The following is a 22042-nucleotide window of genomic DNA, read 5'->3' on the forward strand; positions in this document are numbered from 1 at the left end:
GGTGTGTCAGACATTTGCTGTCACATATCTTTTTCTCGGAGCATGACTGATGCAGGACCTCTCTCCCCGCGCGGCGGATCTACTGGCTCAAAGATTGTATGAGGCAGGGTGTCGCCATGCGTTCGGCATGCCGGGCGGTGAGGTTCTGACGCTGGTGGGTGCGCTGGAACAAGCTGGCATCACCTTTCATCTGACCAAACACGAGAACGCAGCCGGGTTCATGGCCGAAGCAGTCCATCACCGCGATGGCGCGCCTGCGATACTGGTTGCAACCCTTGGTCCCGGCGCGATGAACGGGATCAACGTGGTTGCCAACGCGCTGCAAGACCGGGTGCCGATGATCGTGCTGACCGGCTGCGTCGACGCGGATGAAGCGCTGACCTACACGCATCAGGTCATGGACCACAGCCAAGTCTATCGCTCGATCACCAAAGGGACCTTTACCCTCACCGCCGAGGGCGCGGATATCATCGCAGACAAAGCGGTGTCGCTTGCCAACCAGCCCCGCCCCGGCCCGGTGCATATCGACGTACCGATCTCGGTCGCGGATACCCGCGTCTTATCGACGAAACGCCGCCGTCTGGCCAAAGTGGCCGCAGTGGCCCCCGAAGGCGATTGCCTATCCAAAGCCCGACGCTGGGTGGCCGAAGCCGAGCGTCCGATTGCGATCATCGGGCTGGACGTCCTATATGACGACTCGCGCAGCGTGGTTCAGGCGTTTCTGGAGCATTTCAGCATCCCCTTCGTCACGACCTACAAAGCAAAAGGCGTAGTGCCCGAAGATCATCCCTTGTGTCTGGGCGGTGCCGGGTTGTCCCCTCTGGCCGACAAACACCTTGTCCCGCTGGTGGAACAGGCCGATCTGGTTCTGTGCCTGGGCTATGACCCTATCGAAATGCGCCCCGGCTGGCGCGAGATCTGGGATCCCGAAGAAACGCGCGTGATCGATATCTCGGCCGTGGTCAATGATCACTACATGCATCAGGCCGGGCTAAACCTTGTCGCCGATACTGGCGAGACCCTCGAGGCCATCGCCAAAGGCAACCCCGCCCGCGCCACATGGCCTGCCGGAGAGCCTGCGAAGGTCAAAGCCGCATTGGCAGAAGCCTTCCCACAGATTGACGATTGGGGGCCAGCTGGCGTGATCGCCGAAACCCGTGCCGCCCTGCCCGCGAATACTTTGGCAACGGCGGATAGCGGCGCGCACCGCATTCTCCTCAGCCAGATGTGGGCGTGTTCGGAGCCACGCGGGCTGATCCAGTCCTCGGCCCTTTGCACCATGGGCTGCGCTGTTCCAATGGCGATCGGGCTGAATCTGGTGGAACCGAACCGTCCGGTGATCAGCTTTTCGGGCGATGCCGGATTCCTGATGGTCGCCGGAGAGCTTTCGACTGCCGCCGAAATGGGCGGCAACCCGATCTTTCTCGTCTTTGTCGACGCCTCCCTCGCCCTGATCGAGTTGAAACAACGCCAACGGCAGATGGGTAACAACGGGGTCGATTTTGACCGCCATGACTTTGCCGCCCTGGGCCGCGCGTTCGGAGGCTATGGACACACGGTCCGCAACCGCGCAGAACTGCGTGCAGCACTGGATGAGGCGGTCAAAGCCGACCGGTTCACCGTCATCGCTGCCGAGATCGAGCGTGGAGGATATGATGGCCGAATCTAATGGGCCGCTCAAAGGCGTAAAGGTTCTGGACCTGTCGCGCATTCTGGCCGGACCGACCTGCACCCAACTTCTGGGCGATCTGGGCGCAAGCGTCATCAAGATCGAAAACCCCTCGACCGGTGGGGATGATACGCGGCAATGGGGCCCTCCGTATGTTGAGGATGAAGCGGGCAACCGTTCCGACCTGAGCGCGTATTTCATGTCGGCCAACCGGAACAAGAAATCCGTTGCCATCGACATTGCAACGCCAGAAGGGCAAGCCGAGATCAAGCGGCTGGCCTCGCATGCGGATATCCTGATCGAGAATTTCAAACCCGGTGGTTTGGCGAAGTACGGACTGGATTACAACAGCTTGTCGCAGGATCTTCCCGGCCTCGTCTATTGCTCGATTTCCGGCTATGGGCAGACGGGCCCCAACTCCAGCAAGCCCGGCTATGACCTGATGGCGCAAGGGTATGGTGGGATCATGTCCCTGACCGGCGACCCCGAAGGCGCGCCAATGAAGGTGGGCGTGGGCATCGCCGATGTGATGTGCGGCATGTACGCAACCGTCGGCATTCTGGCCGCGCTGCGCCACCGCGACCTGACCGGTGAAGGGCAACAGATCGACCTTGCCTTGGTGGATGCACAGATCTCGTGGTTGATCAATGAGGGCACAAACTACCTGACCTCGGGCCAGGTACCTCAGCGACGCGGCAACGGACATCCCAATATTGTCCCATATGAGGTTTATGAGACAGCAGATGGTCACGTGATTTTGGCCGTTGGAAATGACAGCCAGTTCCGCAGGTTCTGCGCGTTCATCGGCCACGCTGATCTTGCCGACGACGTACGCTTTGCCACCAATCCGGCGCGACTGGAGCACCGCGACGCACTGAACGCGATCCTGCGCCCGGCGATGAAACAGCGTCCGACGACGACTGTGATTTCCGAGCTTGAGGCCCTCAAGGTGCCCGTGGGCCCGGTGCAAACGGTGGATCAGGTGTTTGACACCGATCAGGTCGCCGCGCGGCAGATGAAGATCGCCATGCAGGCCCAACCGGGAGAGGTAAATCTGATCGGAAATCCGCTCAACCTGTCGCGCACACCTGTAACATATCGGCATGCGCCACCGGTCTTCGGGGCCGATACTGATGATATTTTAAGCGCTGAAAACCCGTTCGAAGATTGAAACACTTGCATGTTTCGGCAGCAACTTGCTGAAACATGCCCTTGAATCGGCGGTTTTTTTCACTTTTTTCACACACGCGATTTCACCAATTCGAGAGCAGGGTCGATACTGTTACGAGGCCGTCGCAGACTCTGGTAAATCGAACAGTGTCAAATACCGCAACCAGATTGGACCCAAGTATGAAACAAGACGTTTTTGGACAGATGAACACTCTGACCCACCCGGCGGCCGTCGAGGCATGGGACGGTGTTCTGCTTGGGTTCATGGCGCATGCGGCGATTACCCCTCAGCATCTGGGAAAAGTGTTGGAGCTTGAGCCCGACTTCGCTTTGGGCCACGCGGTCAAGGGCCTGTTCATGGTTCTTCTGGGCCGACGCGAGATGCTACCCGTAGCCGTCGACGCGCTGAGCGCCGCCAATGAAGCGATGAAACGCCAGCCCATCTCGAAGCGAGAGCAGCTATTTGTTGAGGCCCTGTCCCTCTATCTGACGGACCTGCCCTCGCAAGCCGTGCAGAAATTCGAAGAGGTGCTGCGCGCCCATCCGACAGACTCGCTGGCGATGAAGCTCAGCCATGCGACCCGGTTTGTGCTGGGCGACGCGGAAGGCATGCGGCGCTCGATCGAACGCGTCATGCCCGCTTATGAGCCGGATCATGCGGGCCGTGGCTATCTGCTGGGCTGTCATTCCTTCGCACTGGAAGAGACCGGTTCCTACGAAAAGGCCGAGATTGCCGGTCGTCAGGCACTGTGGATGGTGTCCGACGATGCCTGGGGTCTGCACGCGGTCGCCCATGTTCACGAGATGACGGGCAATGCTCAGCTCGGCCTGGATTGGCTGGCAGGTCGAGAGGACGCCTGGGCCCATTGCAACAACTTCCGCTATCACGTTTGGTGGCACAAGGCGCTGATGCATCTGGATCTAGGTCAGGTTGATCAGGTCATCGACCTCTATGACCAGCATATCCGCAAGGACAAGACCGACGATTATCGCGATATCTCCAACGCAACCTCGCTGCTGTCCCGGATGGAACTTGAAGGCATTGATGTCGGCGACCGATGGGAGGAGCTGGCCGATCTCAGCGCCGCCAGAACCGAAGATGGCTGCCTGATTTTCGCCGACCTGCACTATCTGCTGGCGCTGACCGGCGACAACCGCTCGGACGCGACGGGCAAGATGCTGCAGCGCATCCAGAAAGACGCCCAGCGCAACCAAGGCGACACACCGATCCGCATGTCTGACCCGGGCATTGCCGCCGCCAAAGGGCTTGAGGCCTTTGGGGACGGTCTGTACGGCGCGGCGTTTGATTTCCTGTCGACCGCCCGCTCGGGCATGCAGTTGGCCGGTGGCAGTCACGCCCAACGTGATGTATTCGAGCGCATCACAATTGATTCCGGCCTGCGCGCCGGGCGCCTGGATGCGGTCGAGCGTATTCTGGATGACCGCCGCGCCAAACGCGCCGGAGGCGAGGACAATTACGCACTCGCGCGCCGCGCCCTGATCAACGCAGCCCGCGACAACGGCGACGCACAAAGCGTCCCGGCTGAATAACAAAAAGACCAAGAAGGACAGAAAACGTATGGCGACTGTTTCGCCCGCTTCTGATTTTGCGACTGTTGCGGCCTCGGCCGCAGCGCCCACTGCCCGTGTGCGCGATCCGCGACTGGATTTCTATCGCGGCATCGCGATGTTCATCATCCTGATCGCCCATATCCCGAACGATCCTTGGGCCAAATGGATCCCGGCCCGTTTCGGGTTTTCGGACGCGACCGAGATCTTTGTGTTCTGCTCGGGCATGGCCTCGGCCATCGCCTTTGGCGGCGCCTTCCTGCGCAAAGGCTGGTGGATGGGGACGGCCCGCGTGGCGTTCCGCATCTGGCAGGTCTACTGGGCGCATATCTGTCTGTTCTTCTTTGTCGCCATGAGCATGGCCGCTCTGGACAATTCCGGCCTGTTTGAAAAAAGCTACGTATCGTCGCTGAACCTGCAGCATTTCTTCAATGACCCGCTGCCGCAAATGGTCGGGATTTTCACCCTGACCTATGTGCCGAACTACTTCGACATCCTGCCGATGTATCTGGTCGTTCTGGCGATGATGCCGCTCTACATGGCCCTTTACCGCGTCAGCTTTTGGCTGATGGCGGCTGTATCGGTCGCGATCTGGCTTGTCGCCCAGACCGGAGTGCTGGCCCTTCCGGCTGAGCCGTGGTCGGACCGTCAATGGTTCTTCAACCCATTCGGTTGGCAACTGCTGTTCTTCACTGGGTTCGCCTTTATGCGCGGCTGGCTTCCGGCGCCTCCGGTATCAAAAGCACTGATCTGGGCGGCCATTGCATTTCTGGTTCTGTCTGCGCCCTTCGGGTCGTGGAAGGTTTTCCTGTGGGTTCAATCCGCGGCCCCCGGTCTGGCCGAGCAAATCCGCGAACTTTGGCCTTTGACGAAAGAACTGCGTGGAAAAACCGAGTTCGGCCTGTTCCGCTACATCCACTTCCTGTCACTGGCCTATCTGGGGTGGGTTGTTGCCGGTGAGCATGGTCACCGTCTAATCGCCACTGGGCACTCATTGGGCGCGCGCATCTGGCAGGTGGTTCTGAAACTGATCACCAAAGTGGGACAGCAATCGCTCGCGGTCTTTGTCTTCTCGATGGCCGCAGCCCGCCTGATCGGGGTCGCGCTGGATCAGACCGAGCGGGATGTTGCCAGTGTCTTTGTCGCTAACATGATTGGCTTTGCCATGATCATCGGGGTGGCCTATCTGGCCGCCTGGTTCAAATCTCAGCCATGGAAATCAAAGAAATGACTTTGACTCGCCGCGCATTTCTGGCCTCGACCTCTGCGCTGTTTCTGGCGCCGGCCACCTTTGCCTCGGGGTCAGAGGTTCCGTTCGACCGCAATGACGTGATCGAACTCGCCCGTGAACTGGCCAGCCGTCCGTTTGCCGAGCGCGAGATGGTGCCGCAGGAATGGCAGGACCTGACTTATACGCAATACCGCTCGATCCGGTTCCGGCTGGACCGCGCGCTTTGGTACGAGACCGAGACCCCCTTCAACGTCGATTTCTTCACCCCCGGCCTGTATTTCCCGCGCACAGTCAAGGTCTCGACTGTCGAGAACGGGATGGCCAAGCCGGTCGCTTTCGACCTTGAGATGTTTGACAAGGCCGAAGAGGTCCCGACCCTTCCAATCGACGAAACGCTTGGGTTCTCGGGCCTGCGTCTGCGTACGGAAATGCACCGCCCCGGTAAGACCGATGAATTCTGCGTTTGGCAGGGGGCCAGCTATTTCCGCGCCATTGGTCTGCACGAAGTCTACGGCCTGTCTGCCCGCGGCCTAGCCCTGAAAACCGGCGACCCGGATGGCGAGGAATTCCCCGAATTCATCCGCTTTTGGCTGGAACGACCCGAACCCGGTCAGCGCAACATGGTTGTCCACGCCCTGATGGACAGCCCGAGCGTGACCGGTGCATACCGCTTTAACGTCACCGCCGGTGCCGATTGCATCATGGATATCGAGGCCACCCTCTTCCCCCGCGAAGTACTGCCGCATGTGGGTATCGCGCCCGGCACCTCGATGTTCCTGTTCGATCAGACCAATCACAGCCGGTTCGACGATTTCCGCCCCGCTGTGCATGACAGCGACGGGCTGCTGATCCGCAACGGCGCAGGTGAGGTGATCTGGCGTCCGCTGGCGAACCCAACCCGTTTGCAAATCTCGTCTTTCGTGGACATGAACCCTCAGGGCTTTGGCCTGATGCAGCGCAAGCGCGAATTCTCGGACTACGCGGATCTTGAGGCGAACTATCATAAGCGTCCCAGCCTGTGGGTCGAGCCCGGCTCCGATTGGGGCAAGGGCACGGTGACGCTGGTCGAGATACCCGCCGATCAGGAGATCTACGACAATATCGTCGCCTACTGGCGCCCCGCCGAACCCTATGCCGCCGGTAGCCAGGTTGACCTGAGCTATCGCCTTGTCTGGGGCGAGGAACCTCAGCGCACGCCGATGCCACGGGTCATCAACACGGCGATGGGTGAGAACACCTTTGGCGAAGGCCGTCTGGCCGTGATCGACTTTGAGCCCAGCCCTCTGTTCGACGATCTGGAGGCGGTCAGCATTTTTGCCAATTCGCCTCATTCAGAAACCTCGGACGGTGTGTTGCAGCGCAATCCGGATACCGGCGGTGTGCGTCTGGCGTTCTCGTTCCAGCCGGGTGACCGCGACCATGTGGAGCTGCGCGCGCAGCTTTTGGTCGGCAAGCAACCCGCATCCGAAGTGTGGCTGTACCGTTGGACCGCATGAGCCGCGACCTGCATATCATGCCACCCGAGGCACCGCTAGCAATGCCAGCGCAGGATTTCCGCGCAGGATTCCGGGATGCGCAGGTCCCTGCGGGTGCCCGCCCATCGGCCGGATTCTGGCGCGCGCTGGCGTTTTCGCCCGCAATGGCAGCCACATTGGGTTTGTTATGGGTCATGAGCGATTGGTTTGGGTCCGAGGGCATAAACCTTGTCGAAGCCATTCTGCTGGCCCTGATCTCGTTCAACTTCTTCTGGATCTCCTTCACGGTCTGCACCGTGCTGTTGGGTATGATCTCTCTGTCCCGGCAAGAGCGTCCGATCAGACAAGACCGCGCGCAACCGCTGCGCGTTGCCCTGCTGATGCCGACCTACAATGAGGTTCCGTGGTTTGTACTGGGCAATGCCCGCACCATGCTGGAAGAACTGCGCGCCCGGGGCGGGCAGCATGAATATGCGATGTTCATCCTCTCGGACACCCGCGATCCGGACATCGCGGCGCAAGAGCAAGCCAGTATTGAGGCACTGCGCACCACGCTAGCCCCCGACCTGAAGCTCTACTACCGCCGTCGCGAACAGAATACTGACCGAAAAGTTGGCAATATCGCCGATTGGGTCAGCCGCTGGGGCGCGGATTGGGACGCGATGCTGGTGCTGGATGCCGACAGCCTGATGACAGGCCGCGCGATTGCTCGACTGACGGATTCTTTGGCGCGTGATCCCAGCGCGGGCTTGATTCAAAGCTACCCGCAACTCATTGGCGCACAGTCCGTCTTTGCCCGGATGCAGCAATTCGCCAATGGCGTCTACGGCATCGCCTTTGCCGAAGGTCTGGCCCGCTGGTGTGGGCAAGAGGGCAACTATTGGGGCCACAACGCCATCATCCGCACCAAGGCCTTTGCCACCTGTGCCGGACTGCCCAAGCTGCGCGCCTTCAACGGGCAGGAAAAACTGATAATGAGCCACGACTTTGTCGAGGCCGGTCTGCTGCGCCGTGCCGGGTGGGCCGTTCGGTTCCTGCCGCGCATTCGTGGTTCATACGAAGAAACACCACCCACCCTTATCGACCACGCCATGCGGGACCGCCGCTGGTGTCAGGGGAACCTGCAACATCTGAAACTGCTGGGCTCGCGCGGGTTCCGGTCCGTCTCGCGGTTTCATATGTTCCACGGGGCGGTCGGCTATTTGATGTCCCCGCTGTGGTTTGCGCTACTGCTTATGTGGGCGTTGATTGGTCAGGGTGAGGAAGCCTCGGTCCTGCATTATTTCAGCCCCGACAACCCTCTGTTCCCGCAATGGCCAGAGATGTCTGAGACACGCCATGTGCTGATCATTCTCGTCATGTATGCGATGCTGCTGGCCCCCAAGGTTCTGGGCGTTGCCGCCCTCCCCCTCAGCGGAGTGCGCTATTCCGATTTCGGCGGTTGGAGACGATTCTTCACCTCGTTCCTGTTCGAGGTCATCCTGTCGATCCTCTATGCGCCAATCCTAATGGTGCAGCAAATGATCGCTGTGTTCCGCACGGCATTGGGCATCCAGAAGGGCTGGTCCCCGCAGGCGCGTGACGGTGGCAGCTATTCCTTACGCACGCTGGTCCTGTGCCATGCGCTGGAAACCGTCAGTGGCATAGCACTTAGCGTTGGTATTCTGGCCGGGCTGGTCTCGGTTTGGTTGGCCCCGATTGCGATCAGCCTTGCACTGGCGATCCCGCTGTCGGCGCTCAGCGGTGTGTCGGCTGGTGCCGCCCGCCGTATGGTTGGTATGCGCGAGGATTTTGCTGAGCCCGCCATCACCCGCTCGGCCCGTCGTCATCGCAATGAGTTGAAGCGCCTGATCGAGGGCAAGGGCAGCATGACCCCGGCGGAATAATCAACCGCCGGGCAATCCTTCGTACCAGTCCAGCATCATATCCGCCCACCCGCTGGGCACCGTATGGCCGCCGGGGAACAGCGCGAATTCCAGCGCGCTGCCCTCGGCACATCCCATCCAGTTGCGCCGCATGAACTGGCCCGTGGTCGAGAACCCGCTGGGCTTGGTATCAACGCAGCCATTTGCCTCGCGCCAGATCTCCAGCCCGGCAAAGATATCGCCTTGATGGAAACGGCCACCGCCCAGCAAACGCCCCTCGAGCGGAACGACATTGTCGATCCAGCCATGGGTGTGAAACATGCGGATCGGTCCGGCGCAGGATTCGGGATGCGGACGCCAGAAGCCACCTGAGACGGGGACATAGGCCGAGAAGGTCTCAGGCGCATCGCAGGCGAGGTAATTCACCATGAAGCCGCCGGCGGAAAACCCTCCTAGAACAACGCGTTCACCGTCAATGCCAAACCGCTCAGCGGCGTCATCCACCGCTTCGCTGAGAAAGGCCGTTTCGTCACGCTCGCCAAAGCCGGCATAGAAGTTCCAGCTTTGAATGCCGCCCCGGTCCGGCCGCTCCAACCCCTCCGGCGCCATCACCGCATAGCCGCGCGCCAGCAGAGGCTCGACCATGCTGCGATTGTTCATCGTTCCTGAGCCGCTGCCTCCGTAGCCATGTAGGAACACGACCAGAGGCGGGTTTTCAGCTTCGGGCAGTTCGATGTGATACGCGCCCAAAGCAATCTCGCAGGTGCCTTCATCCGGGCCACAATCGGCCAAGACCGGTTGCGCCGCTGCGGCCAGACAGAACGATAGCCAGCATTTGTGTTTCATCACGTCCCCTCAACAAAGGTCTCAACCGGCAGACCGGCCCGCACCCAGCCCGGCCCGGCGGCCGAACCCAACATGCCCTCTGGCACGTCAATAATATTGGTAAACCCGGCTGCGGTCAGTTGATTGCTCAACCGTGCCGAACGGACCCCACGCGCGCAGATCAGAGCCACAGGGGCGGACTTGTCACCGCCAGCCATTTGCACAAGGGCCGGAATAAAATCCTCGCGCCGCATGTCCAGAGGCTGCGCCCCCTGTCCGACGCCTGTGGCCCTCCATTCCCGAGGTGTGCGGATGTCCACCAGCAACACATCTCCGGCGACGGCTTTCTGATGCGCCTGCGTCACTTCCAGTTGGCCGCCCGTGTAGTCCTGCGGGATCAAACGGTACTCACGAATGGCAATTCCTGCGGCAATTGCGCCTGCCCCGCCCATCAATACCCACCGTCGCGTTCGGCTTTTCCCGTCTGCCATATGGCGTTCTCCTGCACTCATGGCTTGGTTCTATCACAAGGGTTGCAACCGCGCGCCGGGGAATTCCGGCAGCGGGATCAAGTTCGCGTCATTATCACGCAGAAAGATAGGTTCGATATACACCTTTTAACATCTGTCAAAACCTTGCAATTTTTGGACAATCATTAAATTATCCTACAAAATCTGTCATATTGACCGCCCAGACCGGAGTATCGCACTTGTCCCTATTCCTCATCGCGGCCCTTCCCTTCCTCGGAGCTGTTTTCCCAGCCCTCCTGATACGGGCGGGACGAAATGCAGCCGCTTCGGCCGCAGGGTTGACCACTTTCCTGGCCCTGATGGGGTTGCTGATCCATATCCCCAGCGTGATGCGCGGCGATGTCGTGACAGCGCGGTTTGACTGGATACCGGGGCTGGGGCTGAACGCGAATTTCATGCTGGACGGGCTTGGTTTTCTGTTTGCCCTGCTGATCCTCGGCATCGGCCTGCTGATCATCCTGTATGCGCGGTTCTACCTGTCGCGTGAAGACCCGATGGGGCAGTTCTACACCTATCTGCTGCTGTTTCAGGGCGCGATGGTTGGGATTGTTTTATCCGATAACATCCTGCTTTTGCTCATTTTCTGGGAGCTGACCTCGCTCAGCTCATTCCTCCTGATCGGCTATTGGAAACACCTGCCCGAAGGCCGACAAGGCGCGCGCATGGCGCTGGCCGTCACCGGAGGCGGCGGATTGGCGATGATCGCCGGGATGCTGATTTTGGGGAATATCGTCGGGTCCTATGACCTCAGCGTGATTTTGCAGAACAAAGAGCTGATCCAGGCCTCGCCCTACTATCTACCCGCGCTGATCCTGATCCTGTTGGGCTGTTTTACCAAATCGGCACAGTTCCCATTCCATTTCTGGCTGCCTCACGCCATGGCTGCCCCGACGCCGGTTTCCGCCTATCTGCACTCGGCCACCATGGTAAAGGCCGGGTTGTTCTTGATGGCGCGGATGTGGCCGGTTCTGGCGGGGACGGAGGCGTGGTTCTATATCGTCGCAACAACCGGTTTGGTGACCATGTTGTTGGGGGCCGTAATCGCCCTGTTCAAGGACGATCTGAAGGCGCTGCTAGCGTTCTCAACCGTGTCACATCTGGGCTTGATCACAATGCTGCTGGGCTTTGGCACCAAGTTTGCAGCCGTGGCCGCGGTGTTCCACATCATCAACCACGCGACGTTCAAAGCCGCGCTGTTCATGACCGCCGGGATCGTGGATCACGAAACCGGAACCCGCGATGTCAAACGGCTGGGCGGCTTGCGTCATCTGATGCCGATCACCTTCACCATCGGCACCATCGCAGCTTTGTCCATGGCCGGGCTACCTCCGCTCAACGGGTTCCTGTCAAAAGAGATGATGCTGGAGGAGACCGTCCACACCACATGGCTGAACTCTCACTATCTCGTGCCGGGTCTGGCCCTGTTGGCAGCGCTGTTCTCGGCGGCCTACTCCTTCCGCTTTGTCAGCCATGTCTTCCTTGGACCAAAGCGCGAGGATTACCCGGCCCATCCGCATGACCCTCCGGTCGGGCTGTGGCTGGCACCCGCGTTTATGGTCGTTCTGGTCGTGCTGATCGGCCTTTATTCAGCGGCTATCGTCGGCCCGCTGGTGGCCGTCGTATCCAGCGCCGTGATCGGTGGCGAAAAGCTGCCCTATTATTCGCTGAAACTGTGGCACGGCTTTACCCCTGCGCTGTATATGTCCGTTGTCGCGACGTTGGGCGGTCTGTTCCTGATGTCGCAACACAAACGCGCGCAGCAGCTTTGGAACACCCTGCCCCGGCCTGAGGCCAAAGTGATCTTTGAGGCCATTATCAATGCGTTTACGCGGCTCAGCCAATGGATCACGGATGAGCTGCACAATGGTGTCCTCAGCCGGTATGCGATCATCTTTGTGGCCTTTACCGTCGGCCTTGGCTACTACGCCTATTCCACAGGGACGATCGGAGTTGAAACCCGCGTGCCGCTGCCTGCGCAGATCATTCCGATCGTTGGCTGGATCTGTCTCGTGGGCGCAACGCTGGGCATCATGTGGTTCCACCGTAACCGCTTGTTGTCGCTGGTTCTAATTGGTGTTGTCGGGCTGATCGTTTCGGTTGCGTTCAACTACCTCTCGGCTCCGGATCTGGCACTGACGCAGATCTCAGTCGAGGTGGTGACGATGATCCTGTTGCTGCTGTCGCTGAACTTCCTGCCGACCGAGACCCCATGGGACAGTACCGCCGCGCGGCGCTGGCGGGACGCTGCGATCTCGGTCGTGGCCGGGCTTGGGACAGGTGCTCTGGTCTATGCGATCATGCTGCGTGATTTTGCCTTCCCGACGATTTCCGAGTTCCACCTTGCCAACTCGTACAAAGGTGGTGGCGGCACCAACGTGGTGAACGTCATCCTCGTGGATTTCCGGGGCTTTGATACCTTTGGCGAGATCATCGTTCTGGGCATTGCCGCGCTGATCATCTTTGCCCTGACCGAAGCGGTCCTGAGCAGCAATGTCCGAGGCTACCTGCTGAACCGCAAGCCGCACTGGCCGCAATCGGGCGACTCGCATCCGCTGATGATGGTCGTCGTGACCCGCGTGATGATGCCGATTGCCCTGATGGTGGGCGCCTACATCTTCTTCCGCGGCCACAACCAGCCCGGAGGAGGCTTCATCGCAGGCCTGATCGTCGCCATCGCTTATCTGATGCAATACATGGCGAGCGGCTACACCTGGGCGATCGAAAGGCAGAGGTTCTACTATCACGGCACCATCGGCTGGGGTGTGCTGATCGCCGCCGCTACTGGTCTGGGCGCTTGGTTCAATGAACGCCCCTTCCTGACAAGCGATTTCGGCTACATCAACTGGCCCCCGCTGGAAGAATTCGAATGGGCCACCGCGATGTTGTTCGACACCGGTGTCTTCCTCGCTGTTCTGGGCGCGGTGATGCTGGCCTTGGACAGCCTGTCCCGCTTTGCGTGGCAGCCGGGCATGGCGCAGGAGTTCCCGATGGATATCAACCCGCTGCGGGACGCTCCGCCGGAAGAAGAACAAGAGAAGGAGCAGGCCTGATGGAAGCGCTCGTTGCCTCTGCCGTAGGTATTCTGACCGCCGCCGGGATTTTCCTGATCCTGCGTCGCCGGACATTCCCGGTCATTCTTGGCCTTTCGCTGATCACCTACGCGGTGAACGTATTCCTGTTCGCAACCGGACGTCTGGCGCTGAATTCGCCTGCCGTTTTGAACAAATACGAAGACGTCCCCTATACCGATCCGCTGCCGCAGGCACTGGTGCTGACGGCCATCGTGATCTCATTCGGGATGACGGCGGTGATCGTGATGATCTCGCTCTCGGCCTATCTATCCTCGAAGGATGACCATATCGACATGAGCCCGCATGACAGCGTGGACGCGCCGGGAGAAGACGCATGAACCATTGGATCGTTGCGCCGATCGTCCTTCCTGCGATCCTGGCCCCGTTCATCATCATGGTCCTGCGCTACCACCTCGACCTGCAGCGCATCTTCTCGGTCGCGGGGGTTGTTGCCCTGCTGGGTATTGCCTTGACCATCACCGCGCAGGCTGCGGGAGGCGACATTCAGGTCTATGAGCTGGGCAACTGGCCCGCCCCCTTCGGGATTGTCATGGTACTGGACCGGCTTTCAGCCATGATGGTTCTGCTGACCGCGCTGCTGGCTCTGCCCATTGTGCTCTACGCCATCGGCTCGGGTTGGGATGAGCGTGGCAAGCATTTTCACGCCCTGTTTCATTTCCAGCTTATGGGCGTGTGCGGGGCCTTCCTGACCGGAGACGCCTTCAACCTCTTTGTGTTCTTCGAGGTCCTGCTGATCGCCTCCTACGGTCTGATGACCCATGGCGGCGGAGCGGTCAGGCTGAAGGCGGGCGTGCAATACGTGGCCTATAACCTGTTGGGATCGACCCTGTTCCTGTTTGCCTTGGGGACGCTCTATGGTGTGACCGGCACGCTCAACATGGCCGACATTGCCCTGCGCGTGGCCGAGATACCGCCCGAGGATACCGCGCTGCTGCGGGTTGGCGCTGTGTTGCTGTTGTTGGTGTTCTGTATCAAGGCCGCCGTTCTGCCGTTGCATTTCTGGCTACCGGCCAGCTACGCCAACGCTCCCCTACCCGTGGCGGCCTTGTTCGCGATTATGACCAAGGTTGGGGCGTATTCGATCATCCGGATGTACACTCTGGCCTTCGGCCCGGAGGTCGAGGCAACGCAAGGTCTGGTCGGCAATTGGCTGCAACCTGCTGCGCTGGTCACCCTTGCCGTCGGAGCTATCGGCATCCTCGGCTCGCAACATATCGCGCGGATGGTCGCCTTTTGTGCCATCGCCTCGATGGGGACGCTGCTGATTGCCATTTCACTGTTCACGCCGGATGCCAGTGCAGCCGCGCTGTACTACGTGTTCCATTCGACGCTTGCGACGGCCCTGTTGTTCCTTGTCGCCGATCTGGTGATGGAACGCCGCGGTGGTGCGATCGCGCCTACGAGACCAATGGCGCAGACCGGATTGATCTCAGCGCTGTTTTTCGTCGGAGCGATTGCCATGGCCGGGATGCCTCCGCTGTCCGGCTTTATCGGCAAGCTGCTGGTTCTGGACGCGGCCCGGGATGCACCCGACGCAACCTCTGTCTGGGCGGTCATCCTGATCGGATCCTTTGTCACAATCGTTGGTCTCGCACGGACCGGCACGTTGATCTTCTGGAAAAGCCACGACGCGGACCATAACCCTCAGCCCGAGGGGGAAGACGCCGAGCCTCAACCCACCCCTGAACCGCACCCGGGTCTGGCGTTTACATCGGTCTTCGGTTTGGTCGGCGGTCTGATCCTGCTGACCTTGTTTGCTGGCCCCGCACTCGAATACACCAGCAAAACCGCCGAGCAACTGTTCACACCCGAAGACTACATCTCGGCCGTATTGGGAGAGGCAGAATGATCAAGCTGCTACATCGCATATTCCCGCACCCTCACCTGAGCTTTTTGCTGACACTGGTCTGGGTTCTGCTTGCCAATAACGGGTCGTTAAACTCGCTCGTTTTTGGTTTGATTCTGGGGATCATCATTCCCTTTATTACCCAACCCTACTGGCCCGACCGTCCCAAACTACGCAACTGGCCCATGGTGGCCGAGTACATCCTGGTGGTCCTGTGGGATATCGTTATCGCCAATATCACCGTCGCCCGGATCATCCTGTTCAAACGCGACAACGCTCGCCAACCAAACTGGATCTGCGTCCCGCTTGAACTGCGTACGCCCGAGGCAATCACCGTACTGGCCGGGACAATCACCATGACGCCGGGTACCGTCAGCTGCGATTTGTCGGCGCAGGGGCATAACCTTCTGGTCCATTGCCTTGATGCTCCTGACCCTGAGGCCGTGCGCGATCAGATCAAACAGCGCTACGAACGCCGCCTGAAGGAGATTTTCGAATGATTGATTATGCGATCTACTTCGCCTTCGCCTGCTTCGGAGCCGCCATCATGATGTGCCTGTGGCGGATCATCACCGCCGATGGTGTCGGCACCCGCGTTCTGGCGCTGGACACGATGGTGATCAACACCATCGCGCTGATGATCCTGTACGGTTTGGATCAAGGCACCGAGATCTTTTTCGAGGCTGCCATGATCATCGCCATGCTGGGTTTCGTTTCAACCGTGGCCTATGCGCGCTTCATGCTGCGCGGCAACATCATCGAGTGAGGGCGACATGACATTTCTTGTCGAATTGCTGATTGCCGCCTTCCTGATCATGTCGGGTATCTTCGGCTTCGTTGGATCGTTTGGGATGATCAAACTGAAAGACCCGATGTCGCGCCTGCACGCGCCGACCAAAGCGACAACGCTGGGTGTGGGCGGCGTGCTACTGGCCTCGATTGCACATTCCGTGTTGCTTGAGGGCAAACTGTCGATGCATGAGCTGCTGATCACGCTGTTTTTGTTCCTGACGGCCCCGATCACGGCCCTGTTCATTGCCAAGTGGCACATTCATCGTCATGAAAAGCCGCAGGATCTGCCGGATGCGGGCGAGGACGAGCTTTGGGCCACCCACGCGGTCGAGCAGGTTGAAGACGTCCCTGATCACAGCACGAACTGAGCCTGATGCATAACCCTCCGCTGCCCCTGACCCGTGATCTGGTTTTGATTGGCGGAGGTCATACCCATGCTTTGCTGCTGCGCAAATGGGGGATGAACCCTCTGCCAGGCGCGCGCGTAACGGTGATCAACCCCGGCCCGACTGCGCCCTATTCAGGGATGCTGCCCGGTTTTGTCGCCGGTCACTACTTCCGCTCTGATCTGGATATTGATCTGGTCCGGCTGGCCCGTTTCGCGGGCGCGCGGGTCATTCTGGGCGCGGTTGAGGGGATCGACACCGCCCAGCGCCATGTGCATGTGCCAGGACGACCTCCGGTGGCATTCGATGTCGCCTCGGTCAACGTCGGGATCACCTCGGACATGCCCGCCCTGCCAGGTTTTGCAGACCATGCCGTTCCGGCCAAACCCTTGGGCGTCTTTGCCGCGCGTTGGTCTGCATATCTAGACAGCACCGGCCCTGCCTCGGTGGCCGTGATAGGCGGAGGCGTCGCTGGGGTCGAGCTGGCGATGGCCATGGCCCACGCGCTGGAAACCAAGGGCAGACCCGCGCGGATCACGCTGATCGACAATGCCTCGGCCCTGACAGCGACCGGCCCCAAGGCCGCAGCGACGATCCGCAAGGCTATGGCCGGTCTTGGCATCGACGTGCTCGAGGGAGTTTCAATAAAAGAGATCGCCGCAGATCATGTCGCACTGGACGATGGCCGCCAGATCCCTGCCGAGTTTGTGACCGGCGCTGCGGGGGCGAGACCCTATAGCTGGATCCAGCACACCGGGCTGGATCTGCACGAAGGTTTCATCCGTGTGAACGGCCACCTGCAATCCAGCGACGCCGCCATCTTCGCCGCCGGAGACTGCGCCCACCTGACCGAGAATCCGCGCCCCAAGGCGGGCGTCTACGCAGTGCGCGAAGCGCCAGTGCTTTTCAACAATCTGCGCGCTGCGCTGGGGGCTGGGACCATGCAGCGCTATGTGCCGCAGAAGGATTATCTCAAGCTGATCTCATTGGGTGGAAAGTCCGCATTGGCCGAGCGTCTGGGCACGTCCTTCAGCGGCGCTCTGATGTGGTGCTGGAAGGACCATATCGACCAGAGCTTCATGAACAAGTTCCGCGATCTCCCTGCCATGGGGACCCCCGCCCTCCCGCGCGCGCATGCTGCCGGTATGGCCGAAACCCTTGGTGACAAACCAATGTGCGGCGGCTGTGGGGCGAAACTCGGTCGCGGCGCTCTGCGTGGCGCACTGTCAGCGCTGCCCGAACCATTGCGTCAAGATGTGACAGCGCTGCCCGGAGACGACGCCGCGCTGTTGACAATTGGGACAGCGCGGCAGGTCATGACCACGGACCACCTGCGCAGTGTCACCGATGACCCGGTCCTGATGACCCGTATCGCCGCCGTCCATGCACTGGGGGACATTTGGGCGATGGGCGCAGAGCCGCAGGCTGCAACGGCCACTCTCATCCTGCCCCGCATGTCCTCTGACCTGCAGGAACGGACGCTTTCCGAGATCATGCAAACCGCCAGCGACGTCATGCGAGGCGCCGGGGCCGAGATCGTCGGCGGCCACAGCTCAATGGGCGATGAGATGACGATTGGCTTCACGGTGACTGGGCTTTGCGACAAAGACCCGATCACTCTGGCCGGTGGCGGGCCCAGCGATGCGCTGATCCTGACCAAACCCATCGGCAGCGGCGTTGTGATGGCTGCCGAAATGGCCGGACGCGCCGAGGGCGCAACGGTCGCGCAAGCCTATAAGATGATGACCAAACCGCAAGGCGCAGCGTCGCGCATTCTGGCAGAGGCCCACGCGATGACCGACGTCACAGGGTTCGGCTTGGCCGGGCACTTGAACGGGTTGTGCGAGGCTTCAGATTGCGGAGCGGTGCTTGATCTTGAGGCCGTCCCCGTGATGCCCGGAGCCATCGAGCTGAGCGACGCCGGCATCCAATCGACCCTTTTTGCAGATAACCGTTCTATCGCGCCCGAGCTGCCCATGGACGGCAAAGCGGCGCTGTTGTTCGACCCACAAACAGCGGGCGGACTGCTGGCTGCGGTAGCACCCGAGATCGCCGACAAATTGCTAGAGGATCTGCGAGCGACGGGTTACCCGGCCGCGCGGATCGGGCATTTGACCGGCACTCCGGGGTTAAAGCTTCAAAGCTGATCCAGCGTATTTTTGATGCGATCCGCCGCACCCCTCAAGCCATTGTCATCCAACTGAGCGATATTGATCCGCACCAAAGTCTTGGCCGGGTGTTGACGCTGGGATTTGGCGTAGGCCGGATCATAGTGCTGCTCCATCAACGCACGCGTCAAAGCCTGTTTTTCGCCCGACGAGATGAGGCTCAACCACCCGTCCACGACCTCATGCCCGCGATGAGATCGCAGTGGAGACAAACGATCCCGAAGACGCTCGGTATCCGACAGGATATCGTCATAGGCCTGGGTCAGGTAAGCCGACCGGGCGGACAAAGGCGCGTCGATATGAATACGAGGCGCGGCGCACATCGCTGTCCAGACGCTGGGCGGCAGGATACGATCGCCTATTTTCGACGACTCCGCCTCGACCACCACAGGGCGAGATGGGTCTAGGGCGCAAAAGGTGGCAGACAGAGCAGATTCGAAGGCTTTCTGACTGGGCTGCCCACCTGGCCTTTCGCCAAGCAGCGAGCCGCGATGGTTGGCTAGCCTCTCCAAATCAACCACTTGCACGCCGCGTTGATCCAGATGGTGCAACAACTCAGTCTTGGCGGTGCCAGTGTAGCCATCCAGCGCGATCAGTTGGAAGGGCAGCGGCTGGTCGTACAGGTAGGCCTTCACTAGCCGGCGATAGGTCCGATAACCTCCATCGACGACATCCGCCTGCCAGCCAATCTGCTGCAACGTCCATGTAAACGAGCCCGAGCGTTGCCCGCCGCGCCAGCAATAAACCAAGGGCCGCCAGTTCCCCTCATGATGGCTGAGGCGATGTTCGATATGGTTCGCTGCATTGCGAAACACCAGCGCCGCCCCTAGCTTTCGCGCCAGAAAAGGGCTTTTCTGTTTGTAAATCGTGCCGACCCGCGCGCGCTCTTCATTGTCCAGAACCGGCAGATTGATCGCCCCCGGCAGGTGGTCTTCGGCGAACTCTGCCGGGCTGCGGACGTCGATAACTGTATCGAACCCGTGCGCGTAGAGCTGCGGTAATTCTGTGAATTTCAGTGCCATACCAAGCGCACATCTCTTAGTCGCAAGTAAATGGAACGCATCTGCAGCTAGTCCTCGATGACTTCAATCAGGTCCGGGCCAGACGCCCGATTGGAGTTAACGGCGGGGTCGACACGATGAAACTCCAGCACATCTTCAGCGCCGGGTTGCATCAAACGCGCGGCACCTTTGCCTGCTTCTCCCAACCAAAGCGGCCAATCGTCGGATTCTAAGATTAATGGCATCCGATGGTGAATGGTCGACAGGTTCTGGTTCGCCTGGGTCGTCACGATGGCACAGGTGGATTGCCGTGCCTCTTCCGGCCCCCAATCCTGCCAAACTCCCGCAAAGGCGATGGGCGCACCGTCCTTGCGGTGGATGTACCACGGCAGGCGCGTGCCCTGCTGGGTCTTGGTCCATTCATAGAACCCTGTTGCCACGATCAGGCAGCGCCGCGATCGGCAGGCGTCGCGAAAAGCGGGTTTTTCAGCCAGTGTCTCGGCTCGTGCGTTGATCAACAAGGGGCCTGCATTTTCGGCCTTGTACCAATGGGGCAGAAAGCCCCAGCGCAGCGCATCCAAGCGACGGCCAGCATCTCCTGCACGAACGACGTGCACCTGATTGGTCGGGCAAACGTTATAGTTGGGCACGTCGGGCAAGGCATTGGCAGGGCGCGCGGCAAACAGCTGCGCCATCGCGTCATTGGGCAAAGTGATTGCAAACCGTCCGCACATCAGTCCGTTGTCCAATCCCGGATCATCGCGGGATGCGATTTCAGCCAAAAGAAAAAGCCGCACCCAAACGGGCACGGCTTTTCAGGTCTTACTTCTGCTTGATGCGACCATCCAGATAAGGCTGGTACGGCGCGTTTTCGGCCAGGTATTCCGCCGTCACATCCGCCAGATCCGGGCCGAAATCATAGGCATTCTTGTCGTCGCCTTCGAAGACGCTGTAGCCGTCACCACCGTTGCGCACGTAGTTATTGGTCACAACCAGATATGTGGCCGAGGGATCAATCGGAACGAAACCGTCACCATCGGCAACCATCACCTCGGTGATGCGCCCTTCATTCGGGGCGGCTGAGGGGTCCCATGTAAAGGTCAGGCCTGCGACCTGCGGGAAGCGGCCCTTGACCTCTTCGACTTGGCTTACGCCATTTTCCAGTGCGTCGATTACGCCCTGCCCGGTGATCTCAAAAGTCGACAGGGTGTTCTGGAACGGCAGAACCGTCAGGACTTCGCCCATGGTGACCTCGCCTTCGTCGATCGAGGCACGCAGACCACCCGCATTCGCAATCGCGATCTGAGCGCCCTGATCCGCAACGCGGGCCAACATGGCATCTGCAACCAGATTGCCCATCTCGCATTCTTGCACACGGCAGACATCACGCGAGCCTTCGATGGTTGCAGCTGAGCTGGCTACGACGCGGCCCTTCATCTCTTCAATCGGGGCGCCCATTTCTGCGACACGGGCCGCGATGCCCTCGTCCGGTGTGACGGAGGCATCTAACAGAATTGGCTCACCTTCTGCCGAAATCAGATTGCCGTCATCATCAAAGGTCAGTGTGATTTCGCCGAGATATTTCGAATAGGCATAGGCCTGAACCACCGGAACTTCGCCCACCATCACCGGGTACGCGCCTGCCGCGTCCTCATCCGTGTTGGACAGCAGGGTGTGCGAGTGCCCACCGACAACCAGATCAAGGCCGGGCACCTGTTCGGCGATCTTAATATCCTGAGCCAGACCGACGTGGTTCAGCGCGATGATGATGTCCACACCTTCGGCTTCCAAAGCCGCCACATCCGCCTTCAGGCTTTCGACCTCATCCTGAAAAACAACGTCCTTGCCCGGGCTGGACGTGTCCACCGTATCCGTGGCCAGGGCCGAGATGATGCCGATCTTCTGGCCACCCACCTCAAGCACCACGTGGTTTTGCACCTTGTCCTTCAGCTCAGCCGAAGACGACAGGTCCAGATTGCCCGAGATCACGGGAAAGCTGACCGCGTCGATAAAGGCCGCGAGACCTTCAGGCCCGTCATCGAATTCGTGGTTGCCGACGGCCATCACGTCATAACCGATCGCTTCCATGAACTCAGCCTCGGCAGCACCTTTGTAGGTCGTGTAGAACAGTGAGCCCTGAAACGGATCGCCTGCGTCCAGCAACAGTACATTCTCATCCGCCAGTTCAGCGCGCTTGGCGTCAACGGCTGTTTTCAGACGCGCCACGCCGCCAAAGCACTTCCCTTCGGCTTCATCTTCGGCATCGCAAGTGGAATCGTATTTGTTTATCGACTCGATCCGGCTGTGAATGTCGTTAGTGTGCAGAATGGTCAGCTTGTAGTCGGCGGCGGCGATGCCTGCGCTCAGGCCGAGGATCGCGACCGACGTCAATAGACGGCTTACCATGTTGAAACTCCCTGTCT

Annotated in this window: 18 protein-coding genes; 13 read left to right on the top strand and 5 right to left on the bottom strand. The window is 60.1% G+C overall.

All coding sequences use genetic code 11. The features are described 5' to 3' along the window. The first annotated feature begins 49 nt into the window (after positions 1 to 49). From ACR3FB_RS11130 to mdoH, 6 genes are all read left to right on the top strand, one after another. On the top strand, positions 50 to 1669 hold the full coding sequence (locus ACR3FB_RS11130) for a thiamine pyrophosphate-binding protein (RefSeq protein WP_480563828.1): 1620 nt from the start codon (positions 50 to 52) through the stop codon (positions 1667 to 1669). Further along, entirely contained in the window at positions 1656 to 2840 is a 1185-nt protein-coding gene (locus tag ACR3FB_RS11135) for a CaiB/BaiF CoA transferase family protein (protein ID WP_480563826.1), read from the top strand. Before ACR3FB_RS11130 ends, ACR3FB_RS11135 begins: the two co-directional genes overlap by 14 nt. 179 nt (positions 2841 to 3019) lie before the next feature. Then, complete coding sequence (locus ACR3FB_RS11140; protein ID WP_480563824.1) at positions 3020 to 4390, top strand: tetratricopeptide repeat protein; 1371 nt, start codon at positions 3020 to 3022, stop codon at positions 4388 to 4390. Positions 4391 to 4418: 28 nt separating this feature from the next. Continuing rightward, positions 4419 to 5639, top strand: coding sequence for an OpgC family protein (locus tag ACR3FB_RS11145; RefSeq protein ID WP_480563822.1), 1221 nt, complete (start codon positions 4419 to 4421; stop codon positions 5637 to 5639). Further along, positions 5636 to 7135, top strand: coding sequence for an OpgD/OpgG family glucan biosynthesis protein (locus tag ACR3FB_RS11150; RefSeq protein WP_480563820.1), 1500 nt, complete (start codon positions 5636 to 5638; stop codon positions 7133 to 7135). The genes ACR3FB_RS11145 and ACR3FB_RS11150 overlap by 4 nt, the downstream gene beginning before the upstream one ends. After that, positions 7132 to 9000: a glucans biosynthesis glucosyltransferase MdoH gene (mdoH, locus tag ACR3FB_RS11155; protein ID WP_480564985.1), complete on the top strand. Its 1869-nt coding sequence runs from the start codon at positions 7132 to 7134 to the stop codon at positions 8998 to 9000. The genes ACR3FB_RS11150 and mdoH overlap by 4 nt, the downstream gene beginning before the upstream one ends. Here the strand turns inward: mdoH and ACR3FB_RS11160 are convergent, their stop codons facing one another. Both ACR3FB_RS11160 and ACR3FB_RS11165 read right to left on the bottom strand, forming a co-directional pair. Continuing rightward, positions 9001 to 9825: a CE1 family esterase gene (locus ACR3FB_RS11160; protein ID WP_480563818.1), complete on the bottom strand. Its 825-nt coding sequence runs from the start codon at positions 9823 to 9825 to the stop codon at positions 9001 to 9003. Further along, a complete protein-coding gene (locus ACR3FB_RS11165) occupies positions 9825 to 10295 on the bottom strand; it encodes a rhodanese-like domain-containing protein (RefSeq protein WP_170676638.1) in 471 nt (156 codons plus the stop codon). The genes ACR3FB_RS11160 and ACR3FB_RS11165 overlap by 1 nt, the downstream gene beginning before the upstream one ends. A 218-nt stretch (positions 10296 to 10513) precedes the next feature. On the opposite strand from ACR3FB_RS11165, the gene ACR3FB_RS11170 reads away from it, so the two are divergent. Genes ACR3FB_RS11170 through selD form a run of 7 tightly spaced genes read left to right on the top strand, consistent with a single transcriptional unit; the run spans position 10514 to position 18597 of the window. Continuing rightward, positions 10514 to 13384 carry a monovalent cation/H+ antiporter subunit A gene (locus ACR3FB_RS11170; protein ID WP_480563816.1) on the top strand — a complete coding sequence of 957 codons (2871 nt, stop codon included), beginning with the start codon at positions 10514 to 10516 and terminating at the stop codon, positions 13382 to 13384. After that, positions 13384 to 13743: a Na+/H+ antiporter subunit C gene (locus tag ACR3FB_RS11175; protein WP_170374216.1), complete on the top strand. Its 360-nt coding sequence runs from the start codon at positions 13384 to 13386 to the stop codon at positions 13741 to 13743. Before ACR3FB_RS11170 ends, ACR3FB_RS11175 begins: the two co-directional genes overlap by 1 nt. After that, positions 13740 to 15275: a monovalent cation/H+ antiporter subunit D gene (locus ACR3FB_RS11180; RefSeq protein WP_480563815.1), complete on the top strand. Its 1536-nt coding sequence runs from the start codon at positions 13740 to 13742 to the stop codon at positions 15273 to 15275. The genes ACR3FB_RS11175 and ACR3FB_RS11180 overlap by 4 nt, the downstream gene beginning before the upstream one ends. Then, positions 15275 to 15772 carry a Na+/H+ antiporter subunit E gene (locus tag ACR3FB_RS11185; RefSeq protein ID WP_480564982.1) on the top strand — a complete coding sequence of 166 codons (498 nt, stop codon included), beginning with the start codon at positions 15275 to 15277 and terminating at the stop codon, positions 15770 to 15772. Before ACR3FB_RS11180 ends, ACR3FB_RS11185 begins: the two co-directional genes overlap by 1 nt. Then, positions 15769 to 16038: a K+/H+ antiporter subunit F gene (locus ACR3FB_RS11190; protein ID WP_152457439.1), complete on the top strand. Its 270-nt coding sequence runs from the start codon at positions 15769 to 15771 to the stop codon at positions 16036 to 16038. Before ACR3FB_RS11185 ends, ACR3FB_RS11190 begins: the two co-directional genes overlap by 4 nt. A gap of 7 nt (positions 16039 to 16045) precedes the next feature. Next, positions 16046 to 16432, top strand: a complete 387-nt coding sequence (locus ACR3FB_RS11195; protein WP_170374220.1) for a Na+/H+ antiporter subunit G — start codon at positions 16046 to 16048, stop codon at positions 16430 to 16432. Positions 16433 to 16437: 5 nt separating this feature from the next. Beyond that, positions 16438 to 18597, top strand: a complete 2160-nt coding sequence (selD, locus tag ACR3FB_RS11200; protein ID WP_480563813.1) for a selenide, water dikinase SelD — start codon at positions 16438 to 16440, stop codon at positions 18595 to 18597. On the opposite strand, the gene mnmH is transcribed toward selD, so the two are convergent. The 3 genes from mnmH to ACR3FB_RS11215 all read right to left on the bottom strand — a co-directional run bounded on the left by mnmH (position 18588) and on the right by ACR3FB_RS11215 (position 22025). Continuing rightward, positions 18588 to 19640 carry a tRNA 2-selenouridine(34) synthase MnmH gene (mnmH, locus tag ACR3FB_RS11205; protein ID WP_480563811.1) on the bottom strand — a complete coding sequence of 351 codons (1053 nt, stop codon included), beginning with the start codon at positions 19638 to 19640 and terminating at the stop codon, positions 18588 to 18590. The genes selD and mnmH overlap by 10 nt on opposite strands. Before the next feature lie 47 nt (positions 19641 to 19687). Next, positions 19688 to 20353: an SOS response-associated peptidase gene (locus ACR3FB_RS11210; RefSeq protein ID WP_170688996.1), complete on the bottom strand. Its 666-nt coding sequence runs from the start codon at positions 20351 to 20353 to the stop codon at positions 19688 to 19690. An 88-nt stretch (positions 20354 to 20441) separates the two neighbouring features. Further along, on the bottom strand, positions 20442 to 22025 hold the full coding sequence (locus tag ACR3FB_RS11215) for a bifunctional metallophosphatase/5'-nucleotidase (protein ID WP_480563809.1): 1584 nt from the start codon (positions 22023 to 22025) through the stop codon (positions 20442 to 20444). Between the last annotated feature and the right edge of the window lie 17 nt (positions 22026 to 22042).

Source organism: Ruegeria sp. AO1 (assembly GCF_056535985.1).

Bases quoted from the DNA above. Each gene is read 5' to 3' on its own strand.
- ACR3FB_RS11215 (WP_480563809.1), bottom strand. From the start codon at position 22,025: ATGGTAAGCCGTCTATTGACGTCGGTCGCGATCCTCGGCCTGAGCGCA.
- ACR3FB_RS11175 (WP_170374216.1), top strand. From the start codon at position 13,384: ATGGAAGCGCTCGTTGCCTCTGCCGTAGGTATTCTGACCGCCGCCGGG.
- mdoH (WP_480564985.1), top strand. From the start codon at position 7,132: ATGAGCCGCGACCTGCATATCATGCCACCCGAGGCACCGCTAGCAATG.
- selD (WP_480563813.1), top strand. From the start codon at position 16,438: ATGCATAACCCTCCGCTGCCCCTGACCCGTGATCTGGTTTTGATTGGC.
- ACR3FB_RS11160 (WP_480563818.1), bottom strand. From the start codon at position 9,825: ATGAAACACAAATGCTGGCTATCGTTCTGTCTGGCCGCAGCGGCGCAA.
- ACR3FB_RS11130 (WP_480563828.1), top strand. From the start codon at position 50: ATGCAGGACCTCTCTCCCCGCGCGGCGGATCTACTGGCTCAAAGATTG.
- ACR3FB_RS11145 (WP_480563822.1), top strand. From the start codon at position 4,419: ATGGCGACTGTTTCGCCCGCTTCTGATTTTGCGACTGTTGCGGCCTCG.
- ACR3FB_RS11150 (WP_480563820.1), top strand. From the start codon at position 5,636: ATGACTTTGACTCGCCGCGCATTTCTGGCCTCGACCTCTGCGCTGTTT.
- ACR3FB_RS11140 (WP_480563824.1), top strand. From the start codon at position 3,020: ATGAAACAAGACGTTTTTGGACAGATGAACACTCTGACCCACCCGGCG.
- ACR3FB_RS11165 (WP_170676638.1), bottom strand. From the start codon at position 10,295: ATGGCAGACGGGAAAAGCCGAACGCGACGGTGGGTATTGATGGGCGGG.
- ACR3FB_RS11180 (WP_480563815.1), top strand. From the start codon at position 13,740: ATGAACCATTGGATCGTTGCGCCGATCGTCCTTCCTGCGATCCTGGCC.
- ACR3FB_RS11190 (WP_152457439.1), top strand. From the start codon at position 15,769: ATGATTGATTATGCGATCTACTTCGCCTTCGCCTGCTTCGGAGCCGCC.
- ACR3FB_RS11195 (WP_170374220.1), top strand. From the start codon at position 16,046: ATGACATTTCTTGTCGAATTGCTGATTGCCGCCTTCCTGATCATGTCG.
- ACR3FB_RS11210 (WP_170688996.1), bottom strand. From the start codon at position 20,353: ATGTGCGGACGGTTTGCAATCACTTTGCCCAATGACGCGATGGCGCAG.
- mnmH (WP_480563811.1), bottom strand. From the start codon at position 19,640: ATGGCACTGAAATTCACAGAATTACCGCAGCTCTACGCGCACGGGTTC.
- ACR3FB_RS11135 (WP_480563826.1), top strand. From the start codon at position 1,656: ATGGCCGAATCTAATGGGCCGCTCAAAGGCGTAAAGGTTCTGGACCTG.